The sequence below is a fragment of the Collinsella sp. An7 genome (assembly GCF_002159335.1).
Taxonomy (GTDB): domain Bacteria; phylum Actinomycetota; class Coriobacteriia; order Coriobacteriales; family Coriobacteriaceae; genus Coprousia.
This window is the reverse complement of record NZ_NFHP01000002.1, coordinates 297,924-317,132: the sequence shown is the minus strand read 5'-3', so window position 1 is coordinate 317,132 and position 19,209 is coordinate 297,924. Positions and strand designations below refer to the sequence as shown.

General features: G+C 64.7%; 16 protein-coding genes and 1 other RNA gene. 14 read left to right on the top strand and 3 right to left on the bottom strand.

The window, feature by feature from the left end; translation table 11 throughout:
* Positions 1 to 333 precede the first annotated feature (333 nt).
* From malQ to B5G20_RS03515, 7 genes are all read left to right on the top strand, one after another.
* Positions 334 to 1,827 carry a 4-alpha-glucanotransferase gene (gene malQ / locus B5G20_RS03545; RefSeq protein ID WP_087355104.1) on the top strand — a complete coding sequence of 498 codons (1,494 nt, stop codon included), beginning with the start codon at positions 334 to 336 and terminating at the stop codon, positions 1,825 to 1,827.
* 378 nt (positions 1,828 to 2,205) lie between these two features.
* Entirely contained in the window at positions 2,206 to 3,603 is a 1,398-nt protein-coding gene (locus tag B5G20_RS10315) for an ATP-binding protein (protein WP_087355102.1), read from the top strand.
* A 355-nt stretch (positions 3,604 to 3,958) separates the two neighbouring features.
* Positions 3,959 to 5,578: an ABC transporter substrate-binding protein gene (locus B5G20_RS03535; RefSeq protein ID WP_087355100.1), complete on the top strand. Its 1,620-nt coding sequence runs from the start codon at positions 3,959 to 3,961 to the stop codon at positions 5,576 to 5,578.
* A gap of 117 nt (positions 5,579 to 5,695) precedes the next feature.
* Positions 5,696 to 6,712 (top strand): ABC transporter permease, encoded by a 1,017-nt coding sequence (locus B5G20_RS03530; RefSeq protein WP_087355098.1) that lies wholly within the window; start codon positions 5,696 to 5,698, stop codon positions 6,710 to 6,712.
* Positions 6,713 to 6,717: 5 nt separating this feature from the next.
* Positions 6,718 to 7,680: a nickel transporter permease gene (nikC, locus tag B5G20_RS03525; RefSeq protein WP_239286853.1), complete on the top strand. Its 963-nt coding sequence runs from the start codon at positions 6,718 to 6,720 to the stop codon at positions 7,678 to 7,680.
* Positions 7,681 to 7,686: 6 nt separating this feature from the next.
* Positions 7,687 to 8,823, top strand: a complete 1,137-nt coding sequence (locus B5G20_RS03520) for an ABC transporter ATP-binding protein (protein WP_087355096.1) — start codon at positions 7,687 to 7,689, stop codon at positions 8,821 to 8,823.
* Complete coding sequence (locus tag B5G20_RS03515; RefSeq protein WP_087355094.1) at positions 8,810 to 9,910, top strand: ABC transporter ATP-binding protein; 1,101 nt, start codon at positions 8,810 to 8,812, stop codon at positions 9,908 to 9,910. The genes B5G20_RS03520 and B5G20_RS03515 overlap by 14 nt, the downstream gene beginning before the upstream one ends.
* Positions 9,911 to 10,618: 708 nt before the next feature.
* On the opposite strand, the gene ssrA is transcribed toward B5G20_RS03515, so the two are convergent.
* Positions 10,619 to 10,986: a transfer-messenger RNA gene (ssrA, locus tag B5G20_RS03510) on the bottom strand.
* Between the two features lie 348 nt (positions 10,987 to 11,334).
* On the opposite strand from ssrA, the gene B5G20_RS03505 reads away from it, so the two are divergent.
* From B5G20_RS03505 to nagB, 5 genes are all read left to right on the top strand, one after another.
* Positions 11,335 to 12,234 (top strand): patatin family protein, encoded by a 900-nt coding sequence (locus B5G20_RS03505; RefSeq protein ID WP_087355092.1) that lies wholly within the window; start codon positions 11,335 to 11,337, stop codon positions 12,232 to 12,234.
* 363 nt (positions 12,235 to 12,597) lie between these two features.
* Positions 12,598 to 13,041, top strand: coding sequence for a 50S ribosomal protein L13 (rplM, locus tag B5G20_RS03500; protein ID WP_087355090.1), 444 nt, complete (start codon positions 12,598 to 12,600; stop codon positions 13,039 to 13,041).
* Positions 13,042 to 13,044: 3 nt separating this feature from the next.
* A complete protein-coding gene (gene rpsI / locus B5G20_RS03495; RefSeq protein WP_087355088.1) occupies positions 13,045 to 13,440 on the top strand; it encodes a 30S ribosomal protein S9 in 396 nt (131 codons plus the stop codon).
* A 263-nt stretch (positions 13,441 to 13,703) separates the two neighbouring features.
* Entirely contained in the window at positions 13,704 to 14,201 is a 498-nt protein-coding gene (locus tag B5G20_RS03490; RefSeq protein ID WP_087355086.1) for a PTS glucose transporter subunit IIA, read from the top strand.
* Positions 14,202 to 14,270: 69 nt separating this feature from the next.
* Positions 14,271 to 15,005, top strand: coding sequence for a glucosamine-6-phosphate deaminase (nagB, locus tag B5G20_RS03485; protein WP_087355084.1), 735 nt, complete (start codon positions 14,271 to 14,273; stop codon positions 15,003 to 15,005).
* A gap of 522 nt (positions 15,006 to 15,527) precedes the next feature.
* Here the strand turns inward: nagB and B5G20_RS03480 are convergent.
* A complete protein-coding gene (locus B5G20_RS03480) occupies positions 15,528 to 16,460 on the bottom strand; it encodes a putative RNA methyltransferase (protein ID WP_158094382.1) in 933 nt (310 codons plus the stop codon).
* A 402-nt stretch (positions 16,461 to 16,862) separates the two neighbouring features.
* Between B5G20_RS03480 and B5G20_RS03475 the strand changes: the two genes are divergently transcribed.
* Together B5G20_RS03475 and B5G20_RS03470 are read left to right on the top strand one after the other, a co-directional pair.
* Complete coding sequence (locus tag B5G20_RS03475; protein ID WP_087355080.1) at positions 16,863 to 17,684, top strand: ZIP family metal transporter; 822 nt, start codon at positions 16,863 to 16,865, stop codon at positions 17,682 to 17,684.
* 109 nt (positions 17,685 to 17,793) lie between these two features.
* Positions 17,794 to 18,657, top strand: coding sequence for an HAD-IIB family hydrolase (locus tag B5G20_RS03470; RefSeq protein ID WP_087355078.1), 864 nt, complete (start codon positions 17,794 to 17,796; stop codon positions 18,655 to 18,657).
* Between the two features lie 55 nt (positions 18,658 to 18,712).
* Here B5G20_RS03470 and B5G20_RS03465 read toward each other — a convergent pair whose 3' ends face one another.
* On the bottom strand, positions 18,713 to 19,192 hold the full coding sequence (locus B5G20_RS03465) for a LysR family transcriptional regulator substrate-binding protein (protein WP_158094381.1): 480 nt from the start codon (positions 19,190 to 19,192) through the stop codon (positions 18,713 to 18,715).
* Positions 19,193 to 19,209: the final 17 nt, after the last annotated feature.

The following is a 19,209-nucleotide window of genomic DNA, read 5'->3' as shown; positions in this document are numbered from 1 at the left end:
ATTTGAGCAGCGGTGCCGACCCTTCAAATGACGATCTGCAACACAACCAGAGGCGAACAACTGGTTTCATTGCAGTTAGTCAATCTGCGTGGCCGTGCTGCCCCTTCATTTGACGAACTGCGGCACAACGTAAAACCTGCGGCGGGTTCCACGGCAGCTTGTCAATCCACGCCGCCCGCGCGGCCAACGCCACCGCCTACCGATGCGGCCGCGATGCTCAACTTGTTCGTATAAGTTAGTGCTACCATGCCGGGAGACTTCAACCTCTGGGGCGGTTCCCTCGGCTGGCACCCGTTGCCGCGCCGGCCGCCCCACCCGCGATAGGGGGACCTTATGCGCCGCGCCGGTGTTCTCATGCCCATTACGTCGCTGCCGAGCCCGTGGGGTATCGGCACCATGGGCGCGGCCGCGCGCTCTTTTATCGACTTTTTGGTCGAGGCAGGGGTCTCGACGTGGCAGATTCTGCCCATCGGTCCCACGAGCTTTGGCGACTCGCCCTACCAGTCCTTCTCGTCCTTTGCGGGCAACCCCTACCTCATCGACCTCGATGACCTTGCCGCCGAGGGCCTGCTCGACCGCGCGGAGTACGCAAGCCGCACCTGGGGGAACGACCCTGCGCGCGTGGATTACGGGGCACTCTACCGAGAGCGCTTTGACGTGCTCGCCTGCGCGGTGCGCCGCCTTGCTGCCGAGCCGCCGGCCGAGTACGCGGTCTTTTGCGAGCGCGAGCGCGCCTGGCTGGAGGACTACGCGCTCTTTATGGCGCTCAAGGGTGCGCACGACGGTGCCCCGTGGTCGGCGTGGGAAGATCCGCTCCGCAGGCGCGATCTGGCAGCGCTCGATGCCGCCCGGGCCGAGCTTGCCGACGAGCTCGCGTTTTGGAGGGGCGTTCAGTACCTCTTCTTCTGCCAGTGGGGACGCCTCCAGGGCTACGCGCATACCGCTGAAATCGAGATTATGGGCGATCTGCCCATCTACGTGGCGGAAGACAGCGTTGAGGTCTGGGCGCATCCCGAGCAGTTCCAGCTCGACGAGAACCTGCGGCCCACGGAGGTTGCCGGCTGCCCGCCCGATGGGTTCTCGGCCACCGGGCAGCTGTGGGGCAACCCCCTCTTTGCCTGGGACCGCATGCGCGAGGACGGCTACCGCTGGTGGATCGGGCGCATCGCGCATCAGTTCAAGTTCTACGACATTCTGCGCATCGACCACTTCCGCGGCTTTGACTCCTACTATGCCATCCCCGCCGGCAACACCACGGCGGCGGGCGGCCAGTGGCGCGAGGGGCCGGGCATCGGGTTCTTCCGTGCCGTGGAGGCGGAGCTCGGTCCGCGGCGGATCGTTGCCGAGGACCTCGGCTTTCTCACGCCGTCGGTGCACCGGCTGCTCGCCGAGAGCGGCTACCCGGGCATGAAGGTGCTCCAGTTTGCCTTTGACAGCCGCGACGGCGGCGCGGAGGCGTATGTGCCCTTTGTCTATCCGACAAACAGCGTGGCCTACGTGGGAACCCACGATAACGACACCGCGCTCGGTTGGCTCAAGACGGCGCCTGCCGAGGACGTGACGGCGGCGCGGGAGTTTCTGGGTCTCAATACCCAGGAAGGCGAGGGCTGGGGCCTCATGCGCGGGGTGCTTGCAAGCGCCTCCGACCTTGCGGTGGTGCTCATGCAGGACCTGCTCGAGCTTGGCAGCGAGGCGCGCATCAACACGCCCTCTACGCTCGGTGGCAACTGGACGTGGCGCGCACGGCCCGGCTTTGCAACGCCGGAGCTCGCCGCCAAGCTGCGCCGCAAGCTCGCGCTCTACCGGCGCCTCCCACCGCAAGCGTAAGGCGCCCGGCGCCGAGCGGGGGAATGCCGCTGGCAGCGCTCCGCAGCGTTGTGCGCCCGCGCAACCCGGCTGGGACGTCTGTGCGACCGGGTCGGGCCGCTGTGCTCCGGCTCTCGTGTCAACTCGAGGCGGAAAACTGCGTATGGATGCGTATCAGTCGCGTAGGGCCGTACCGTCTGAAATCTCTACCTGCGTTTTTTCTCTGCGAGGTTAGGCGCTAACCGCGCGAACGATGATTCTTGCACAGTTTTCCGTCTCGAGTTGACACGCGGCGGCGACACCGGACGGAACGGACGCGTTGTGCGACCGCCCTGCCTTTGCTCTGCGCCCCGGCCACCCCGCCTCGTGGGTATAACTCCTCCCAAGGAGGTGGCGCCTATGTCGTTCAGCCCGTTTAGAGATGAGCGGGGAGCCGCCAAGGAGCTTGCGGCGGTCACCTACGCCGACCTCGCGCAGCTCGCTGACATGGACGAGGGCTACGTGCTCGAGTTCAAGCGGTCGTTTACCTCGAGCGTCAAGGCAAAGGTGCCCAAGATCATCGCGTCGTTTGCCAACTCGCGGGGCGGCTGGCTCATCATTGGCATTGCCGACGACGACCGCTCGATCTGCCCCGTACCGCGTCTCGCGGCCGACTACGGGCAGATTATCGGCGAGCTCTGTCGCCGTCACGTCTCGCCGGCGCCTCCGTTTGACGTGCGGTTTATCCCCAATCCGGCCAACGAGGACGAGGGCGTCGTGGTGGTTCGCGTGGAGGAGGGGAGCTTTCCTCCATATGTGGCGGACGGCGTGGTGGAGATTCGCGAGGGGTCGACCTCCGGCCCGGCCACGGGCGCGGCACTCGTGGAGCTCTACGACAAGGCTACGCGCCGGCAGTCACGTATCGCCGAGTTCTGCCGCCGGACCGTCTTTTTTGCGCGACCGGTGCCGCTCTTTGACCTCTATCTCTTTCGCATGGACACCGTGGGGCGCGACACCCCCTCGCGCGACGAGGTGGCCGTCTGCGCCGAGGCGATGCGTCGCGCGTTTGCCGCTCAGCGGCTTGAGTGCCACGTGCAGCACGCGCACGACTCGCTCATCTTTCGCACTTCGGTGGCCTTTGACGGGATGGCTCCGCATTCCGCGATCGAGCTCTTTCCTGACGAGTCCATCAAGCTCACGGTGCCCGCCGTGCTCTGCCCGCCCGCCGAGCGCGACCGGGCGCTCGCCGCGCTGCGTGCGGCCTGTACGCCGCAGGTGGGGGAGGCTGGGCGGACCGCGCCAGATGCGCGGCAGGTGGGTGCGGCGGAACGAACCGAGGATGCCGGGGATGCCGCGCCGCTGATGGGTGCGGCAGAGCAGGTTGAGCCGGGAGCTCCGGTATGCCTTCGTGGCGCAGGCGTGGCAGCCGGCGCCGCTAAGACAGCTCACCCGCGCGTGATGTCGGCCTCGGACACCCTCCGTCGCGTTACGCGCATGGCCGCGGTGCTCGATCGCTACATCCGCGAGCGCCGGGGCTCGTGGCAGCCCTATGCCACGGCCTACGAGCTCGAGAACATGGCCGGCGTGCTCCTCTGGTCGGACGACCCGCTCTACCTTTCCTACGTGCGCGGTCACGGTCCACTCTTCTGCGGAACGACCGACTGCCGCAGCCGCGTGCGCTACCTCAACGACGGCGCGCACGACGCCTTCCGAGCGCGGCAGTTTGCCGGCAGCCACTTCTTCGAGGCATGCGGCCTGCCTCTCGGATCGCCCGATCCCGAGGACAACGCGCTGGTAGACGCCTTGCTCCGCGGCTGAGCGCGGGCATGCCGGCCCGCCCCGGACCATCGCTGCCCGCACCTCACGCTCCGCCCCGTGTGGGCCTGCCTAGCCTGCTGCCGAGCACCAGCGCGCTGACCTGCGTAAACTTCGGCCAGCCTCGCGCCGCGGATCTCGCGCCGCTCCGCGCCAGCGCGCACTCCACCACACCCCACTGCACACGCCGCGGGGGCCGCTACCCCCCCGCACCCAGCTCCAACCCCACCCTGTTTCCAAATCGTTTCCAACCCGTGACCACTTTATTTCAGTAAAGCGCATCCTCGTCTTTTCGAACCCCTCGCCGCTCTGCCGCTGCTACAGTGTGTTGCACATTGTTCACGGGAAGGAGAACATCATGTCCACCATGGCAGAGATTTCTAGGCGTCGCTTCCTTCAGGCGATGGGCGTCGTGGGTGCGTCGAGCGCGTTTGCGCTCGCCGGCTGCGGTGCCCAGCGCGCAAGCGACCAGGCGGCCGGCTCCACGAGCGGTGAGGGCGGCATCGCCGACACCATCACCTTTGCCCAGGGTGCCGATCCGCGCGGCCTCGACCCGGCCTACGTCGACGACGGCGAGTCTGCCAAGATCATGTGCAACATCTACGATACGCTGCTCCGCTACGACACCGAGAGCTGCGATGTCGTTGCCGGCCTCGCTGAGATGCCCGAGGTCTCCGAAGACGGCCTCACCTACACCTTCAAGCTGCACGAGGGCGTCAAGTTCCACGACGGCACCGACTGCAACGCCGCGGCCGTGAAGGCCTCCATCGACCGTCAGCTCGAGCCCGCCCGCACCGAGGACATGCCCTACGCGTCCTTCGTCTTTGGCTCCGAGGACAGCGGCGCCGGTGTCGCCTCCGTCGAGGCTCCGGATGATACTACGCTTGTCATCACGCTCCGCGCCGCCTCCACGCCGTTCATCAAGAACATGGCGATGGCCCTCGCCGCGCCCATCGTGGCCCCCTCGGCCATCGACGCCGGCGACTCCAACGAGAACCCCATCGGCTCCGGTCCGTACAAGTTCGTCAGCTGGTCCAAGGGCGAGAACGTGGTGCTCGAGGCCAACGAGGACTATTGGGACGAGGAGCACATGCCCCAGACCAAGAACGTCATCTTCCGCTTCATCGCTGAGAACTCCAGCCGCGTGACCGCCCTCAACAACGGCGAGGTCGACATCATCGACGGCATCGACGCCTCCGTGGTTCCCACCATCACCGACGCGGGCAACGAGCTCTTTGACGAGGACGGCATGAACATCAACTACATGGCGTTCCGCAACGACTCCGGTGCCTTCACCGACGTCGAGGCGCGCCGCGCGTTCTGCCAGGCGGTGAACGTCGAGGAGATGGTCCAGAGCCTCTACGGCGACTACGCCGGCGTTGCCACTTCCGTCATGCCGCTGTGGATGGCCCCCTACGACGAGGACATCGAGCAGACGGCCTACGATCCCGAGGCCGCCAAGGAGAAGTTCGCCGAGCTGGGCATCACGAGCTGCACCATGCTCACCTACACCAACCCGCGTCCCTACAACTCCATCGGTGGTCAGGCGCTCGCCGAGGCCATCCAGGGTTACCTGGCCGATGCCGGCGTTGACATGGACATCGTCTCCTACGACTGGACCACGTACCAGACCAAGGTCGAGACCGACGCCTTCGACTGCTGTCTCTACGGCTGGGTGGGCGACAACGGCGACCCGGACAACTTCATGAACCTGCTGGCCGACGAGAACGTCTCGATGAACGTGGGTCGTTACCGCTCCGACGCGTACAACGCGCTCATCCAGCAGGGCCTCGCCACGCCCGAGGGCGACGAGCGCGACGCGATCTACAAGCAGTGCGAGCAGATGGTCGCCGACGAGATGCCCTGGATGCTCATCAGCCACTCCAAGAACCTCGCGGGCTACAGCCCCAAGGTCAAGGGCTTCTTCTATCACCCGACCGGCGTTGTGCACATGGAGGGCGTCACCAAGAGTGCCTAGTGCCGACGGCTGCGTCACACAGGACCTGGTAGCAAGACGGGCCGGGATTGCTCGGCCCGTCTTGCGTTTGCGGCGCGTGGCAGGCGCGCCTAACCGATAGGGGAGGAGGTAGGTAGCGTGCTTAAATACATCGTGAAGCGCATCTTGCTGGCGATCCCGGTGCTCCTCGGCGTCTCGGTCATCGTGTTTCTCATCATGCGCGTCTTCTCGGCCGACCCGGCGCCCGTCGTGCTCGGCCAACACGCTACGGCCGAGGCCATGAATCAATGGCGCGAGGCAAACGGGCTGAACGACCCGCTCATCGTTCAATACTTCAACTTCCTTGCGGGTGCCCTCACGGGTAACCTCGGAGAGAGCTACTACACGCACACCCCCGTGACCCAGGAGCTGCTCTCGCGCTTCCCGGCCACGGTTGAGCTCGCGCTCGTGGCCATCATCATTGCCGCGGTGATCGGCGTGGTGCTCGGTGTGATCTCGGCCACCCACAAGAACTCGCCCATCGACGGGCTCGCCACGATCCTCGCGCTCGTGGGCGTCTCGATGCCGATCTTCTGGTTGGGCGTGCTGCTCATTATCTTCTTTGCCGGCGTGCTCCACGTGCTGCCGAGCTCGGGCCGCATCGACCCGCTCCTCCAGCCGGTGGGCGGCACGGGCTTCTATCTCCTCGACACCCTGCTCATGGGCGATTTCGAGGCCTTTAGCGATGCGGCGTCGCACATCATCTTGCCGGCGCTCGCGCTCTCCATGTACTCCATGGCGGTTATCACCCGTATGACGCGTTCAAGCATGCTCGAGACGCTTAGCGAGGACTACGTCCGCACCGCCCGCGCCAAGGGACTCAAGAAGCGCCGCGTGGACATTCACCATGCGCTGCGCAACGCCATGCTCCCCATCACCACGGTGATCGGCCTGCAGCTGGGAAGCCTCCTCGGCGGCGCCATGCTCACCGAGACGGTCTTTGCTTGGCCGGGTATCGGCAAGTACGTGGTCGACTCCATCTTAAAGTCGGACTTTCCCGTCGTGCAGGGAGCGGTGCTCCTCATCGGCGTGATCTTTATCGTGATCAATCTCGTGGTCGACGTGATCTACGCCTACCTCGATCCGCGCATCACCTATACCAAGGAAGAGGGGTGATACTCATGGCAGCAGCAACCCTTTCGGCAGATGCGGATAACGCCCGCACGCCCCAGACCGACCCGACCACCCCAGGTGGCCCTAAGAACGCTCCCACCTCGAACGCGGAAAAGTCGGAGTCTCTCTGGAAGGATGTCTGGTACTCGCTCCGTCAGAACATCCCCGCCATGGTGAGCCTCTTTGTGATTCTTGCGCTCGTGATCGTGGCGATCGTGACCTTTGTGGCTCCGGGCGTTCTGCCCTACGATCCCTACCAGCAGGATCTTTCTGCGTCGTTCCAGCCGCCGAGCGCTGAGCACTGGTTTGGGACCGACCAGCAGGGCCGCGACATCTTCTGCCGCGTGCTCATCGGCAGCCAGATCTCGATTACCGTGGGCCTGCTCTCGGTAGCCATCTCGCTCGTTATCGGCGTGACGATCGGCGCCATCGCCGGCTACAAGGGTGGCAGGATCGACACCGTTATCATGCGCATCATGGACATGATGCTCGCCATCCCGTCGATTCTTCTGGCCATCGCCTTTATGGCGGCGCTCGGCCGCGGCATCGACAAGGCGATCATCGCCATCGGCTTTGTGTCGATCCCCGAGTACGCCCGTATCGTGCGTAGCCAGGTGCTCGCCGTGAGGCAGAGCGACTACGTTGCTGCCGCGCGCGTCATCGGCGATTCCGACGCCGTCATCATCTTCCGGCACGTGCTGCCCAACGTTACGCCCTCGATCATCGTTCGCGCGACGCTCGGCATCTCGAGCGCCATCCTCGATGCGGCGGCGCTCGGCTTCCTCGGCCTCGGTGTGCAGCCGCCGGCGGCGGAGTGGGGCGACATGCTCGGTCGCGGCCGCAACTACATCTTTGCCGCGCCGTTTGCCATGATCTTCCCGGGCCTCGCCATCACCGTGACCGTGCTCGCGTTCAACCTGCTCGGCGACGGCATCCGCGATGCCTTCGACCCCAAAGCGCGGAAGCGGTGATGAGCTATGGCATTGCTTGAAGTACGCGACCTGGTGACCGAGTTCCCCACGCGCAAGGGTGTCGTTCGTGCCGTCAACGGCGTGACCTTTGATGTCGAGAGCGGCGAGATCCTTGCCGTGGTGGGCGAGTCGGGCTCGGGTAAGAGCGTAACGTCCCTTTCCATCATGCGCCTTCTGCAGGACCCGGGCCACGTGGCATCCGGCTCGATTACCTTTGACGGTGAGGACCTGCTCGCTGCCTCGGAGGCCGAGATGGAGCGGGTGCGCGGCGGGCAGATCTCGATGATCTTCCAGGAGCCCATGACGAGCCTGAACCCGGTTTACCGCGTGGGCGACCAGATTGTGGAGGCCATCCGCACTCACTCCGACATGAGCAAGAAGGACGCGTGGGCTCGCGCCGTGGAGATGCTCCGCGTGGTGGGAATCCCGAGTCCCGAGGAGCGCGCGCGAGACTATCCGCACCAGATGTCGGGCGGTATGCGCCAGCGCGTCATGATTGCCATGGCGCTCTCGTGCGACCCCAAGCTCCTCATCGCCGACGAGCCCACAACGGCTCTCGACGTGACCATCCAGGCGCAGATCTTGGACCTCATCTACAAGCTGCGCAGCGAGTTTAACATGGCGGTGCTGCTCATTACGCACGACCTGGGCGTGGTGTCCGAGGTTGCCGACCGTGTGGTGGTTATGTACTGCGGCCAGGTGGTTGAGGAGGGCGAGAAGTTCGAGCTCTTCGAGCATCCGCTCCATCCCTACACGCTGGGCCTTCTGAAGTCCATCCCGCGGCTCGAGGACGAGGAGTCCGAGCGCCTCTACATGATTCGGGGCTCGGTGCCCAATCCGCTCGAGATGCCGCCGGGATGCCCGTTCTCCGACCGGTGCGACCGCTGCTTTGAGCGCTGCCGCACCGAGGTGCCCGAGCTCACCACCGTTCCCGGGACGACGCGCCGCGTGCGGTGCTTCCTCTACGACGACGCTGCCGAGGTGGAGCGTGCCGTTGTGGCAACGGAGGCTGCGCATCAGGTCAAGGCAAAGCTCGAGGCCGAGGAGCGCGAGCGTATCGAGGCGGCCGCCGCGGCCGCGGCTGCGGCGTCGGTGCGTCGCCCGCAGGAGCTAGAGGAGGTGCCCGCAGATGGCGATCGATAAGACCGATAACCTCATCGAGGTGCAGCACCTCACCAAGAGCTTTGTGGCCGAGTCCAACTTCTTTGGCAAGCCGACGTCCTTTGTTCAGGCTGTCGACGACGTGAGCTTCACCATTCGTCGCGGCGAGGCCTTTGGTCTCGTGGGCGAGTCGGGCTGCGGCAAGACCACGATCGGCAAGATGATCGTGGGGTTGCTCAAGCCCACGAGTGGGCGGATCCTCTTTGAGGGGCAGGATATCACCGCGATGAACCGCAAGGAGCGTCGCGAGCACTGCCGTGATATCCAGCTCATCTTCCAGGATCCGTATGCGAGCCTCAATCCGCGCATGACGATCGGGCAGATCGTGGCCGAGCCCATCATCACCAACAACATCCTGCCGCGCGACCAGGTGGATGGCCGTGTGGAGGAGCTGCTGGAGCGCGTGGGACTGGCCGCCTACATGAAGAACCGCTACCCGCACGAGTTCTCGGGCGGACAGCGTCAGCGCGTGGGCATCGCCCGAGCGCTTGCGGTAAACCCCAAGCTCATCGTTTGCGACGAGCCGGTCTCGGCGCTCGACGTGTCCATCCAGGCGCAGGTCTTGAACCTCCTCGACGACCTCAAGGATCAGTTTGGCCTGACGTACCTTTTCATTGCGCACGGGCTTAACGTGGTCAAGCACATCTCGGACCGCGTGGGCGTGATGTACTTGGGGCGCCTCATGGAAGTTGCACCCAAAAACAGCCTCTACCATGAGCCGCTCTGCCCCTATACGCAGGCGCTGCTCTCGGCCATTCCGAGCCCCGACCCCAAGCTCCAGCGCAAGCGCATCATCTTGGAGGGCGATGTGCCGAGCCCCATCGACCCGCCCGTCGGGTGCCGGTTTGCGAGCCGGTGCTTTGCCAAGGTGGGCGCCTGCGACGTGAGCGCGCCCGATCAGCGTGAGGTGCTGCCCGACCATCTCTGCGCGTGCCATCGCTACGACAACGTGGGCGCCGACGCGGTGCGTCAGCTCGCGATTGACATGCAGTACGATGCGGCGCGCCCGAGCTATGGCCGCGGGAGCGACCTGATAAACGCCGATCCGGTGGTAACGCCGGAGGTGTAGGTTCGGCGGCTGCGCGCGCCGGTGCCTGCTTGTTTTGGGCAGCCGGGAGGCCGGCGAGCGCGCTTGAGAAGCCTCCTTCCCGGTGAGGGGTAGGTCTGACCTGCCATGCATACCTACCCCTCGCTTATCGAGGCACGGCCCCGCGGCGGAAACGCCGTGGGGCCGTGATGTGTTAGGGGCGCAAGGTTGTGTGCGGCGGGTTTTGCGGAGCGTGGGGACCGCGGCGGGGGATCGGTTTGTAATGGGCGTGCGCCCGGAAAGGCCGCCCACCAAGCGGCTGACGAGGACCCTATTATCATCATGCATATATACAGTGAAATATGCAAAATATCGGATGTTCCTTGAAGGTCGGCGCGGGACCGACGGTAATCATCTGCCGCTGCGGTCAAAATCCGGAGAAATCAGCGATTCTTGGACGCATGCGGAGGGCTGCAATAGTGCGGTGGCGTGTTCGCAGCAGAAAAACTGCAGGTCACGTCTTATGCATCACGAACGCGCAAGGGCAAATCGTTGATTTCTCCAGATTTTGACCAGTCGCATCGAGAAGTTGGCGTTGTTGCGGCTCGCGCCGCCTCGCGCGCTGCGCTGGCAAACCGCTTGCGCGGTTTTCGCAGCTCCGCGCCCCGCACGGGGTTCGATTCTCCGCTGCTATGCCAAACCGGTAACAAAAAAGCAGGTAGATACGTACATCTACCTGCTCATCATGGATGGTGGAGGCGCGGAGAATCGAACTCCGGTCCACGAAAGCCCCCTGATCGGCATCTCCAGGCTCAGTCGCTGGTTTGATCTCGGACGCGTTGCGCGCAGCGACACGCTCGCGGCGTCCCAACCGGTTCGGTCTTAGCCCGCGCCATACCGATTACGTGCGTGGGAGCATTCCCCTAAGATGACACCGCACCCGGAGCGGGGAACATCCGGGATTGGCGTGCCTGCTAGTAATTAAGCGGCAAGAGCCAGCTGGGGCTCGTAAGAAGTGTTCTTGTCAATTCATTTTGACGGTACCCCTGTTTAACGTGGCGAGGAGACCACGGCCTGCTTCCTCTCTCAGAGCTATCGCGTCGAAACCAGTCGCCCCCTTGACGAGGTGCTTGGCGCTCGCACTCAGGGGAAGCGCCTGCCTCGCAAAGACAGCCGGCGGCCCGGCGTATGCCCGGCCATCGACCTTGTCAAAGAACATCCCGCGTGCCGTTGCGGCCAGCGGGCCTTGCATCGTACCACAGTTGGAAGATGCAGCTTGTATTGTATACCCACGGCTACCACACGGCATACGAGGGGTGTGGCCGTCCAGGCGCCACCCGGTGTCGCGGCGCACCGCACAGCTGGGCGACAACCCGTCTGTCTCAGGAGTGCCGGTTTGTGGTAGAAGGGCAGGAAAGGACCAACGCGGCGGCAGGGGAGCCAAAGCCCAATCGAGAGGACATACCATGGCTGAGCAGGAAAACGTACGGTCGGCGCAGGACGCGCCTGCGGCCGGGCGCGGCAAGGTGGCGCTCGTCCTCGAGGGTGGGAGCTTCCGTTGCCAGTTTACGGCGGGCGTGCTCGACGTTCTTATGGAGCAGGGCGTCACCTTTGATGCCTGCTACGGGGTCTCGGCCGGCACCCTGTGCGGTCTCAGCTATAAGTCGCACCAGATCGGTCGCGCCAACCGCGTTAACCTCGCCTTTTGCAACGACAGCCGCTATATGGGCTCGCGCGCGATCGCCTCGTCGGGGAGTCTCGTGGGCTACGACTTCATCCTCTACGACGTGCAGGACCGCATCGACCCCTTTGATACGGCGACCTTCCTCGCCAATCCCATGCCCCTTTTTGCCACCGTCACCGACATCGTTTTTGGCACCGCGGAATACCTCGAGGTCAAAGATCCGATCCTCGACATCGACGCCGTGCGCGCCTCGACCTCCATGCCGCTCGTGACCCCGCCGGTCGAGCTTGGCGGTCGCCTCTACCTCGACGGCGGTATCGCCGACTCGGTGCCGGTGGAGCGCGCGCTCGAGCACGACGGCTTTGACCGTGCGGTTGTGGTCCTCACCCAGCATCGCGCGTACCAGAAGGGCCCTTACGAGCTCATGCGGCCGGCGCGCGCCCGCTACGGCGACTACCCGTACTTCCTCGACGCGCTCGAGACGCGCCCCGAGCGCTACAACGCGCAGCGCGAGCACATCTGGGCCTACGAGCAGGAGGGGCGCGCACTTGTGGTGGCACCGCCCGAGCCGGTTGAGGTGGGCCACGTGGAGCGCGACCCCGAGAAACTCCTCAGTCTCTACATCCAGGGCCGCCAGGAGGCCATGCGGTTGCTTGCGCAGATTCGCGCCGTTGCGGCGTAGCGCTGCCCCCGCTGGAAACTCGATCCCCGATGTGAGTGCATCTTTTGGAGATGCCCGAGTACACTGCACTATACTAAAGTGCCCAACTGGTCTTTTGATGGTCAAAACGGCCTGTTATGAGACGTCTACTCGACTCGCCGCTAAAGATGCACTCACATCGGGGGCCGAGATTATCTGCGGCCGCTTTTTGCTGCAGCCGTGCGGCAGCGACCGCCCCTCCGTCTCGCGCAATCCTTGCGAAGACTCTGCGAATGAGCCGTCTTTTGTGGTTGACGCCTGCGCCGAGGGTGGTACACTCATCGGGTTACTTTTCAGAGCCCCGTGAATCTCTGTCAAGACACGTACTGTACCTGGAGGAGTCAAGTGATTTCCAAATCGACTCGCTACGCCAAGCAGGGTGAGGTCGCCCGCAACTGGGTCCTCATCGATGCCGAGGGCGCTGTGCTGGGCCGCCTTGCCACCCAGATCGCCATGATTCTGCGCGGCAAGAACAAGCCCCAGTTCACCCCCAACTCCGACTGCGGCGACTTCGTGGTGGTCATCAATGCCGATAAGGTCCAGCTTACCGGCAACAAGGCCGCTCACAAGACCTACTATCGCCACAGCGGCTGGAACGGCGGCCTCAAGGCGGAGTCCTTCCGTGCAGCCATGGAGAAGCACCCCGAGAAGGTCATCGAGCGCGCCGTGCGCGGCATGCTCCCCAAGACCACGCTCGGCCGCAAGCAGCTGACCAAGCTCAAGGTCTACGCTGGCACGGAGCATCCCCATGCTGCCCAGAACCCCGTCAAGATCGAGCTGGAGGCGTAAAACATGGCTGAGAACACCGTTGTCTACCAGGGCACCGGGCGTCGCAAGAACGCCGTGGCCCGTGTCCGTCTTGTTCCCGGCACCGGCAAGGTGACCATCAACAAGCGCGACGCCGCCGAGTACTTCGGCCGCAAGAACCTCCTCGACGATGCGCTTGCTCCCTTTAAGGTGACCGACACCCAGGGTGCCTTCGACGTTATCGCACTGTGCGATGGCGGCGGCATCTCCGGTCAGGCTGGGGCTCTGCGCCTCGGTATCGCCCGCGCCCTTCTCGACGCTGGCGATTACCGCGCCGACCTCAAGCGCGCCGGCTTCCTCACGCGCGATGCGCGCGTCGTGGAGCGCAAGAAGTACGGCCTCAAGAAGGCCCGCCGCGCTCCCCAGTTCTCCAAGCGCTAATCTTTGCTTGGACCTATGCGCACGCAGCGGGGCTGCCTTCGGGCGGCCCCGTTTTTTATGCCGTGGCAACGCATATGGGTAGCCAACCTACCCGCCCACGTGGCGCACATAGTGGGTCATAAAATCGATACCAGCTTTATCGCCGCAGGTCAAAGGGTTGTTTTATGCTCGTGACGATGCCTCCTGTTTTGGGGTACCATGGAGGCGTCGGAAACGGGGTACCGCGCCCCGTGCGAGAGCGCTTGAGATGATCTAGGGGGATCATGTTCAGCCGGTTGTTTCATTCGTTGGTGCCACATGGCAAGGGGAGCGTTCTGCGCGCGCCGCTCGCCGGTACCGTGATACCGCTCTCGGAGGTGTCCGACCCCACGTTCTCCTCGGGCTCGCTCGGAGAGGGCGTGGCCATCGAGCCGAGTGGCTGCCGCGTGGTGGCTCCGGCCGACGGCAAGGTCACGGCAATCTTTCCCACCGGTCATGCGGTGGCCCTCCATACCGACGACGGGCTCGACGTGCTCATTCACGTGGGGCTCGACACCTACAAGCTCGGCGGACGGCACTTTACCGTCCATGCGCAGGTTGGTGATACGGTCAAGCAGGGCGATCTTCTCATCGAGTTCGACCGCGAGGCCATCAGGGAGGAAGGCTACGACATCACCGTGCCGATCCTCATCTGCAATGCGGCGGAGTTCTCGAGCATCAAGGGCCGTGTTGGCGACACGGTCTTGGAGCTCGACAAACTTATCACAGCGCGCGAGCGCTGAGCGGGGTATGGATGGCGCCGGTTCTACCGGTGCCGTTTACGGTTTGGTTGGCTCTTGAAAGGGGTCGCTATGAAGATCGTTCGTGCACGTGACTACGATGACATGAGCCGCAAGGTGGCAAACATCATCTCCGCTCAGGTTATCCTTAAGCCCGAGAGCGTGCTGGGCCTTGCCACGGGCTCGACGCCCATTGGCGCCTACAAGCAGCTCGCGGAGTGGAACAAGAAGGGCGATTGCGACTTTTCGCAGGTCTCGACCTATAACCTCGATGAGTACCGTGGCCTCTCGCACGACGACCCGCAGAGCTACCACTACTTCATGAAGACCAACTTCTTCGATCACATCAACATCGACCAGGCCAACACCCACGTGCCGGACGGCTCCAACCCCGACGCCGAGGCCGCCTGCGCCGATTACGACCGCATCGTGGCCGCGGCGGGCTACCCCGACCTGCAGCTCTTGGGCATTGGCAACAACGGGCACATCGGCTTTAACGAGCCCGATGATCACTTCTCCAAGGGCACGCACTGCGTCGACCTGACCGAGTCGACCATCCAGGCCAACAGCCGCCTCTTTGATCGCATTGAGGACGTGCCGCGCCAGGCCTACACCATGGGCGTGCAGACCATCATGTTTGCCCGCATGATCGTGATCGCCGCCAACGGCCGCGCCAAGGCTCAAGCCGTCTACGACATGTGCTACGGCCCGGTGACCCCGCGCTGCCCGGCCTCGATCCTGCAGCTCCACAACAACGTTGTGGTGGTTGCCGACGAGGAGGCGCTCGCGCTCTGCCCCAACGCGTAGGCTTGTCGCCGCGCTGACTGGCGCGTACTGCGGGTGGTGACCGTGCCGCTTTGGCCCGCGTAATCAGAACCTGCTGTTGCCGCCCCTTTCCGTTCTGTATGGGAAGGGGCGGTTTTGTGTGCGTAGCGCGGGTACACGACGGGGGCGACGGGGGCAGGACGCGCCGCCCGCTGCGTTTTGGCAGCTTGTTGCGTCGCTTGATGCAAGTGCTCCACGGCTGAACGCGTTTGTGGCCAAAAGTGGGGTCGAAAAAGTATGTTGGCCAGCGGGAGCGGCTGCAGGCGGGTTCCCGGCGGGCCATTTTAAGACCCTGGAGCTACCCTACGGCCCAGTTTTGGGCGCCTGTGCTCGCTCGGAGGGCTGCTTGAGTGCATGGGCCAGGGAGCCAATTACTTTTTCGGCGTGATTTTTGACCACGATATCGTTTGGTTGTGGGCGCTATCTCGCAACGGTCTCTCTGCGTTTGTGCTGGCTGCCGCCCAGTGGCCCGTCTGCTTGGTTGGGCCACCGATTGCCCTGCGACTACCAGGTGCCGACAAGCACCTCGGCCTCAACCGTGGCGTGCGTAAGGGGCGTCCAGTCGATAGTCGCGGTGTCGACGGAGAAGAGAATCGGCGTCATGGCCACGAGGGCGTCGCGCACTTCGGGCGTGAGCTCGAGGGTGCTCGACACGGTGCGGCGGCTGAGTAGGGTGCACGACGCCTCGAGGTGCTCCACGACGCGCTCGTTGGAGTAGCCGCGGTGGCGGAGCTGGCCGGCGGCGAGCTCGCGGACCTCCCGGAGGTGGTTGGCGGTGGGCACGACCTTGATGAGCCGCCCGCCCGGAGCAAGGATGCGGCGGAACTCGCCGTAGTGGGCGGGGGAGAAGACGTCGAGCACCACGTCGGCAGCGCCGGTCTGCACGGGGATGGCTGCGAGGTCGGCCACGAGCCAGGAGATACCGTCCTCGACGTCCTCGCGGGCGGCGAGCTGCACGGAGTCGCGCGAGATGTCAAAGGCGCATACCGTTGCCCCCGTGGTGTGCCGGACCGTGCGCGCAAAGTAGCCCTCGCCGCATCCGGCGTCCACAATGCGGAGGGGGCGGAGTGCGCTGCCTGTGCCTGAGGTGGGCGCTGGGCTGGTGGGCGTAATCGCGGCGCCTGTGGCTTTGGTGATGCCCACGGTGTCGGCGCCTGCCGCCGCCGCGCGTTCGACCTCCTCACAGAGCGCCTGCGCGATGGGTGCGTAGAGGCCGCTTGCAAAGACGGTGCGGCGCTGTTCAAACGAGGTGCGGTCGTAGTGCTGCTCGCGATGGACACCGCGCAGGAGGTTGACGTAGCCCTGCCGTGCGATGTCGAAGCGGTGCCCGTGGCTGCAGGCAAGGCAGGTGCCGTCGAGCCGGAGCGACTCGCCGCAGACGGGGCAGGCGAGCAGCTGCTCGCAGGTGGCAAATCGCGTGAGTTTGCGTGCGTCCACAGGGCTCCTTTCGCGCGGACGGAAGATCGGGCGGGTTTGGCCGGGCACCGCGCGCGACCGACGTTACTGGCAGGTCGCGTCGCGGGCGGTTGCGCAGATGCAACGTATCCCATTGTGGCACAGCGCGCCCCGTCCCGCTCGTCCCGCCTTGTTCGTGCCGTCCCACCGCCAGCCCCGCCACGCTCTACCTGGGGCGGTTCCGAACGCTGCACAGCTCTGCTATAGTTAACCGACATTAACCTCAATGTTTGCGAACAACTTCGGCGGTGTCGTTTCGGGCAGAGAGAGGCACGCAAAGTGGCCCGATCGGTACGGACCCACGCTCCGCCATAACAACAGGGCGCGGGCAGGGGCGATTGTCTTCCATCTAGCCCGTGCCGCTCCATTCAGAAAGGACAAGCCATGCTCGACCAGGAGACCATCCAAGCGCTCGTATGGGCGGCGCTCGGTTGCGGCTTTACGTGGCTCATGACCACCGCGGGCTCGGCGGTAGTGCTTTTTACCGGCCGGGGCAAAAAGAGCAGCACGCTCGCAAGCCAGATTTTCCTCGGGTTTGCGGCGGGCGTTATGATCGCGGCGTCGGTGTGGTCGCTGCTCAACCCCGCTATCGAGCGGGCCGAGGAGCTCGGCCAGGTGGGCTGGGTCCCCGCGGCGGGCGGCTTTTTGCTCGGCGTGGGCTTTCTCATGCTCCTCGACACGCTCCTGCCGCATCTCCACGCAGATTCTGACGAGCCCGAGGGCATCCACACCAGTTGGAAGCGCACCACGCTCCTCGTCTCGGCCGTGACCCTCCATAACATCCCCGAGGGCATGAGCGTGGGCCTGCTCTTTGCCATGGCATCGCAGACGGCGGGCGCGGCGGGGGAGGCCTACCTTGGCATGGCCGTTGCGCTTGCCGTGGGCATCGGGCTCCAGAACTTTCCCGAGGGCGCGGCCATCTCGCTGCCGCTCCGCCGCGAAGGTATGGGTCGTGTAAGGGCTTTTGCAGCCGGCTCGCTCTCGGGCATTGTCGAACCCATCTTTGGTATCCTCGTAGTGCTGGCTAGCGGCTGGATCGCTCCGTACATGCCGTGGCTTTTGGCCTTTGCGGCAGGCGCCATGATCTACGTGGTGGTAGAGGAGCTTATCCCCGAGGCGCACCTGGGCGAGCACTCCAACGCGGGGACGCTCGGGGTTATCTTCGGCTTCGTGATCATGATGGTGCTCGACGTGGCCTTGGGCTAACGCACCGTTGACCCTGGCGGGCCCGAGCACAGCGCGAGGCGGCGCCGCGGCGCACGGGGTATCTGTGCCCGCTGCCAGCGCGATGCACGAAAGGGGACCCTGCCAACCTATGATCAAGCTTTTTGCCTGCGACCTCGACGGAACACTGCTCAACATTCTGCACACCACCGACAAGACCATCCTGCGCGCCGTGCAGGAGGTGGTTGACGCCGGCGCTCATCTGGCCATCGCCACGGGCCGCGCCATGCAGACCACCAACGACCACGGCTTTGGCGGGATGCCCGTCGACATCCTGGGCTCCAACGGCACCATCGTGCGTGACCGCACGGGCAGGCTGCTCAAGACTTTCCCCATCGAGCCGGAGGTGCTTGAGGACGTGCTGCGGACCTTCCCGACGATCCCCTTCGATTGCGCCACGCCCGACGGCGTCTTTATCCGCGGCAGCAAGGCGCAGCACGAGGAGGGCTTTAAGCGCGACCACGTGATCCGTCGCATCATCATGCGCGGCATGCGCGGCCCCCTGCCCACCTACCACATGGTCTTTGACCAGAAAACCGAGGACATCCTCAAGCTCAACGTCTGCAAGCTCAACTGCCGCGTGCCGGACGAAGGCCTTGCGCGCGAGCTCAAGGCCTATCTGGCCGAGCACACCGACACGCTCGTGAATGCGCCGTTTAACCCCGAGATGTTTGAGATCTCGGACCGCGACGCCAACAAGGGCGCCGGCGTGGCGTGGCTCGCTGCGCACTACGGCATCTCTGAGGACGAGTGCGCGGTCTACGGCGACGGCGGCAACGACATTGCCATGCTCAAGCGCTTCAAGCACTCCTACGCCATGGCCAACGGCTCCGATGAGGCCAAGGAGGCGGCGAGCGAGACCATCGGGTACTGCGCCTTCCATGCGGCGCCGCGCCACATCATGCGGACCCTGCGCGAGCAGCGCGCCGCCGGCAACTACACCACCATCGCCTAGAAATGAGTCAGTTGGGGACGTGTTCCAACTGACCCATTTTTTCAGGGAGAATGGGTCAGTTGGAACACGTCCCCAACTGACCCATTTTGTGCGTGGCAAAGCCCTCGCGCACTGTGGCAAGAAACGCCGCCATGAGCGGGCTCACCCATTTTTTCTGATGGTAGAAGAGCTGACTCGCCATCCGCACGGGTGCGAGCTCGCTTTGCACCAGCTCGAGCGTTCCCGCGGCAAGCGCCCCCTCCACCGAGAAGCGCGGCAGAAACGCCACGCCCACCCCGCACTCGGCTAGGTGCACGAGGGTCTCGGTGTTGCCGGTCTCCACCACGGGGGTGAGCGCGATGTCGTACGCGGCGAGCGCGCGGTCGAGCTCGAGCCGGTAGCTCTCGCCCCGCTCCGTGAGAACAAAGGGGAGCGTGGCGAGCTCGGTGGGCGAGAGGGGTGCCGGCGTGGAGCCGGCGGTGCCCGGTTGCTCCTTTCGAGCGCGCGCGATGAGCCCCGGCTGTGCCACGAGGACAATCTCTTCCTCGCGGAGCACCTCGCGGATTTGTCTGC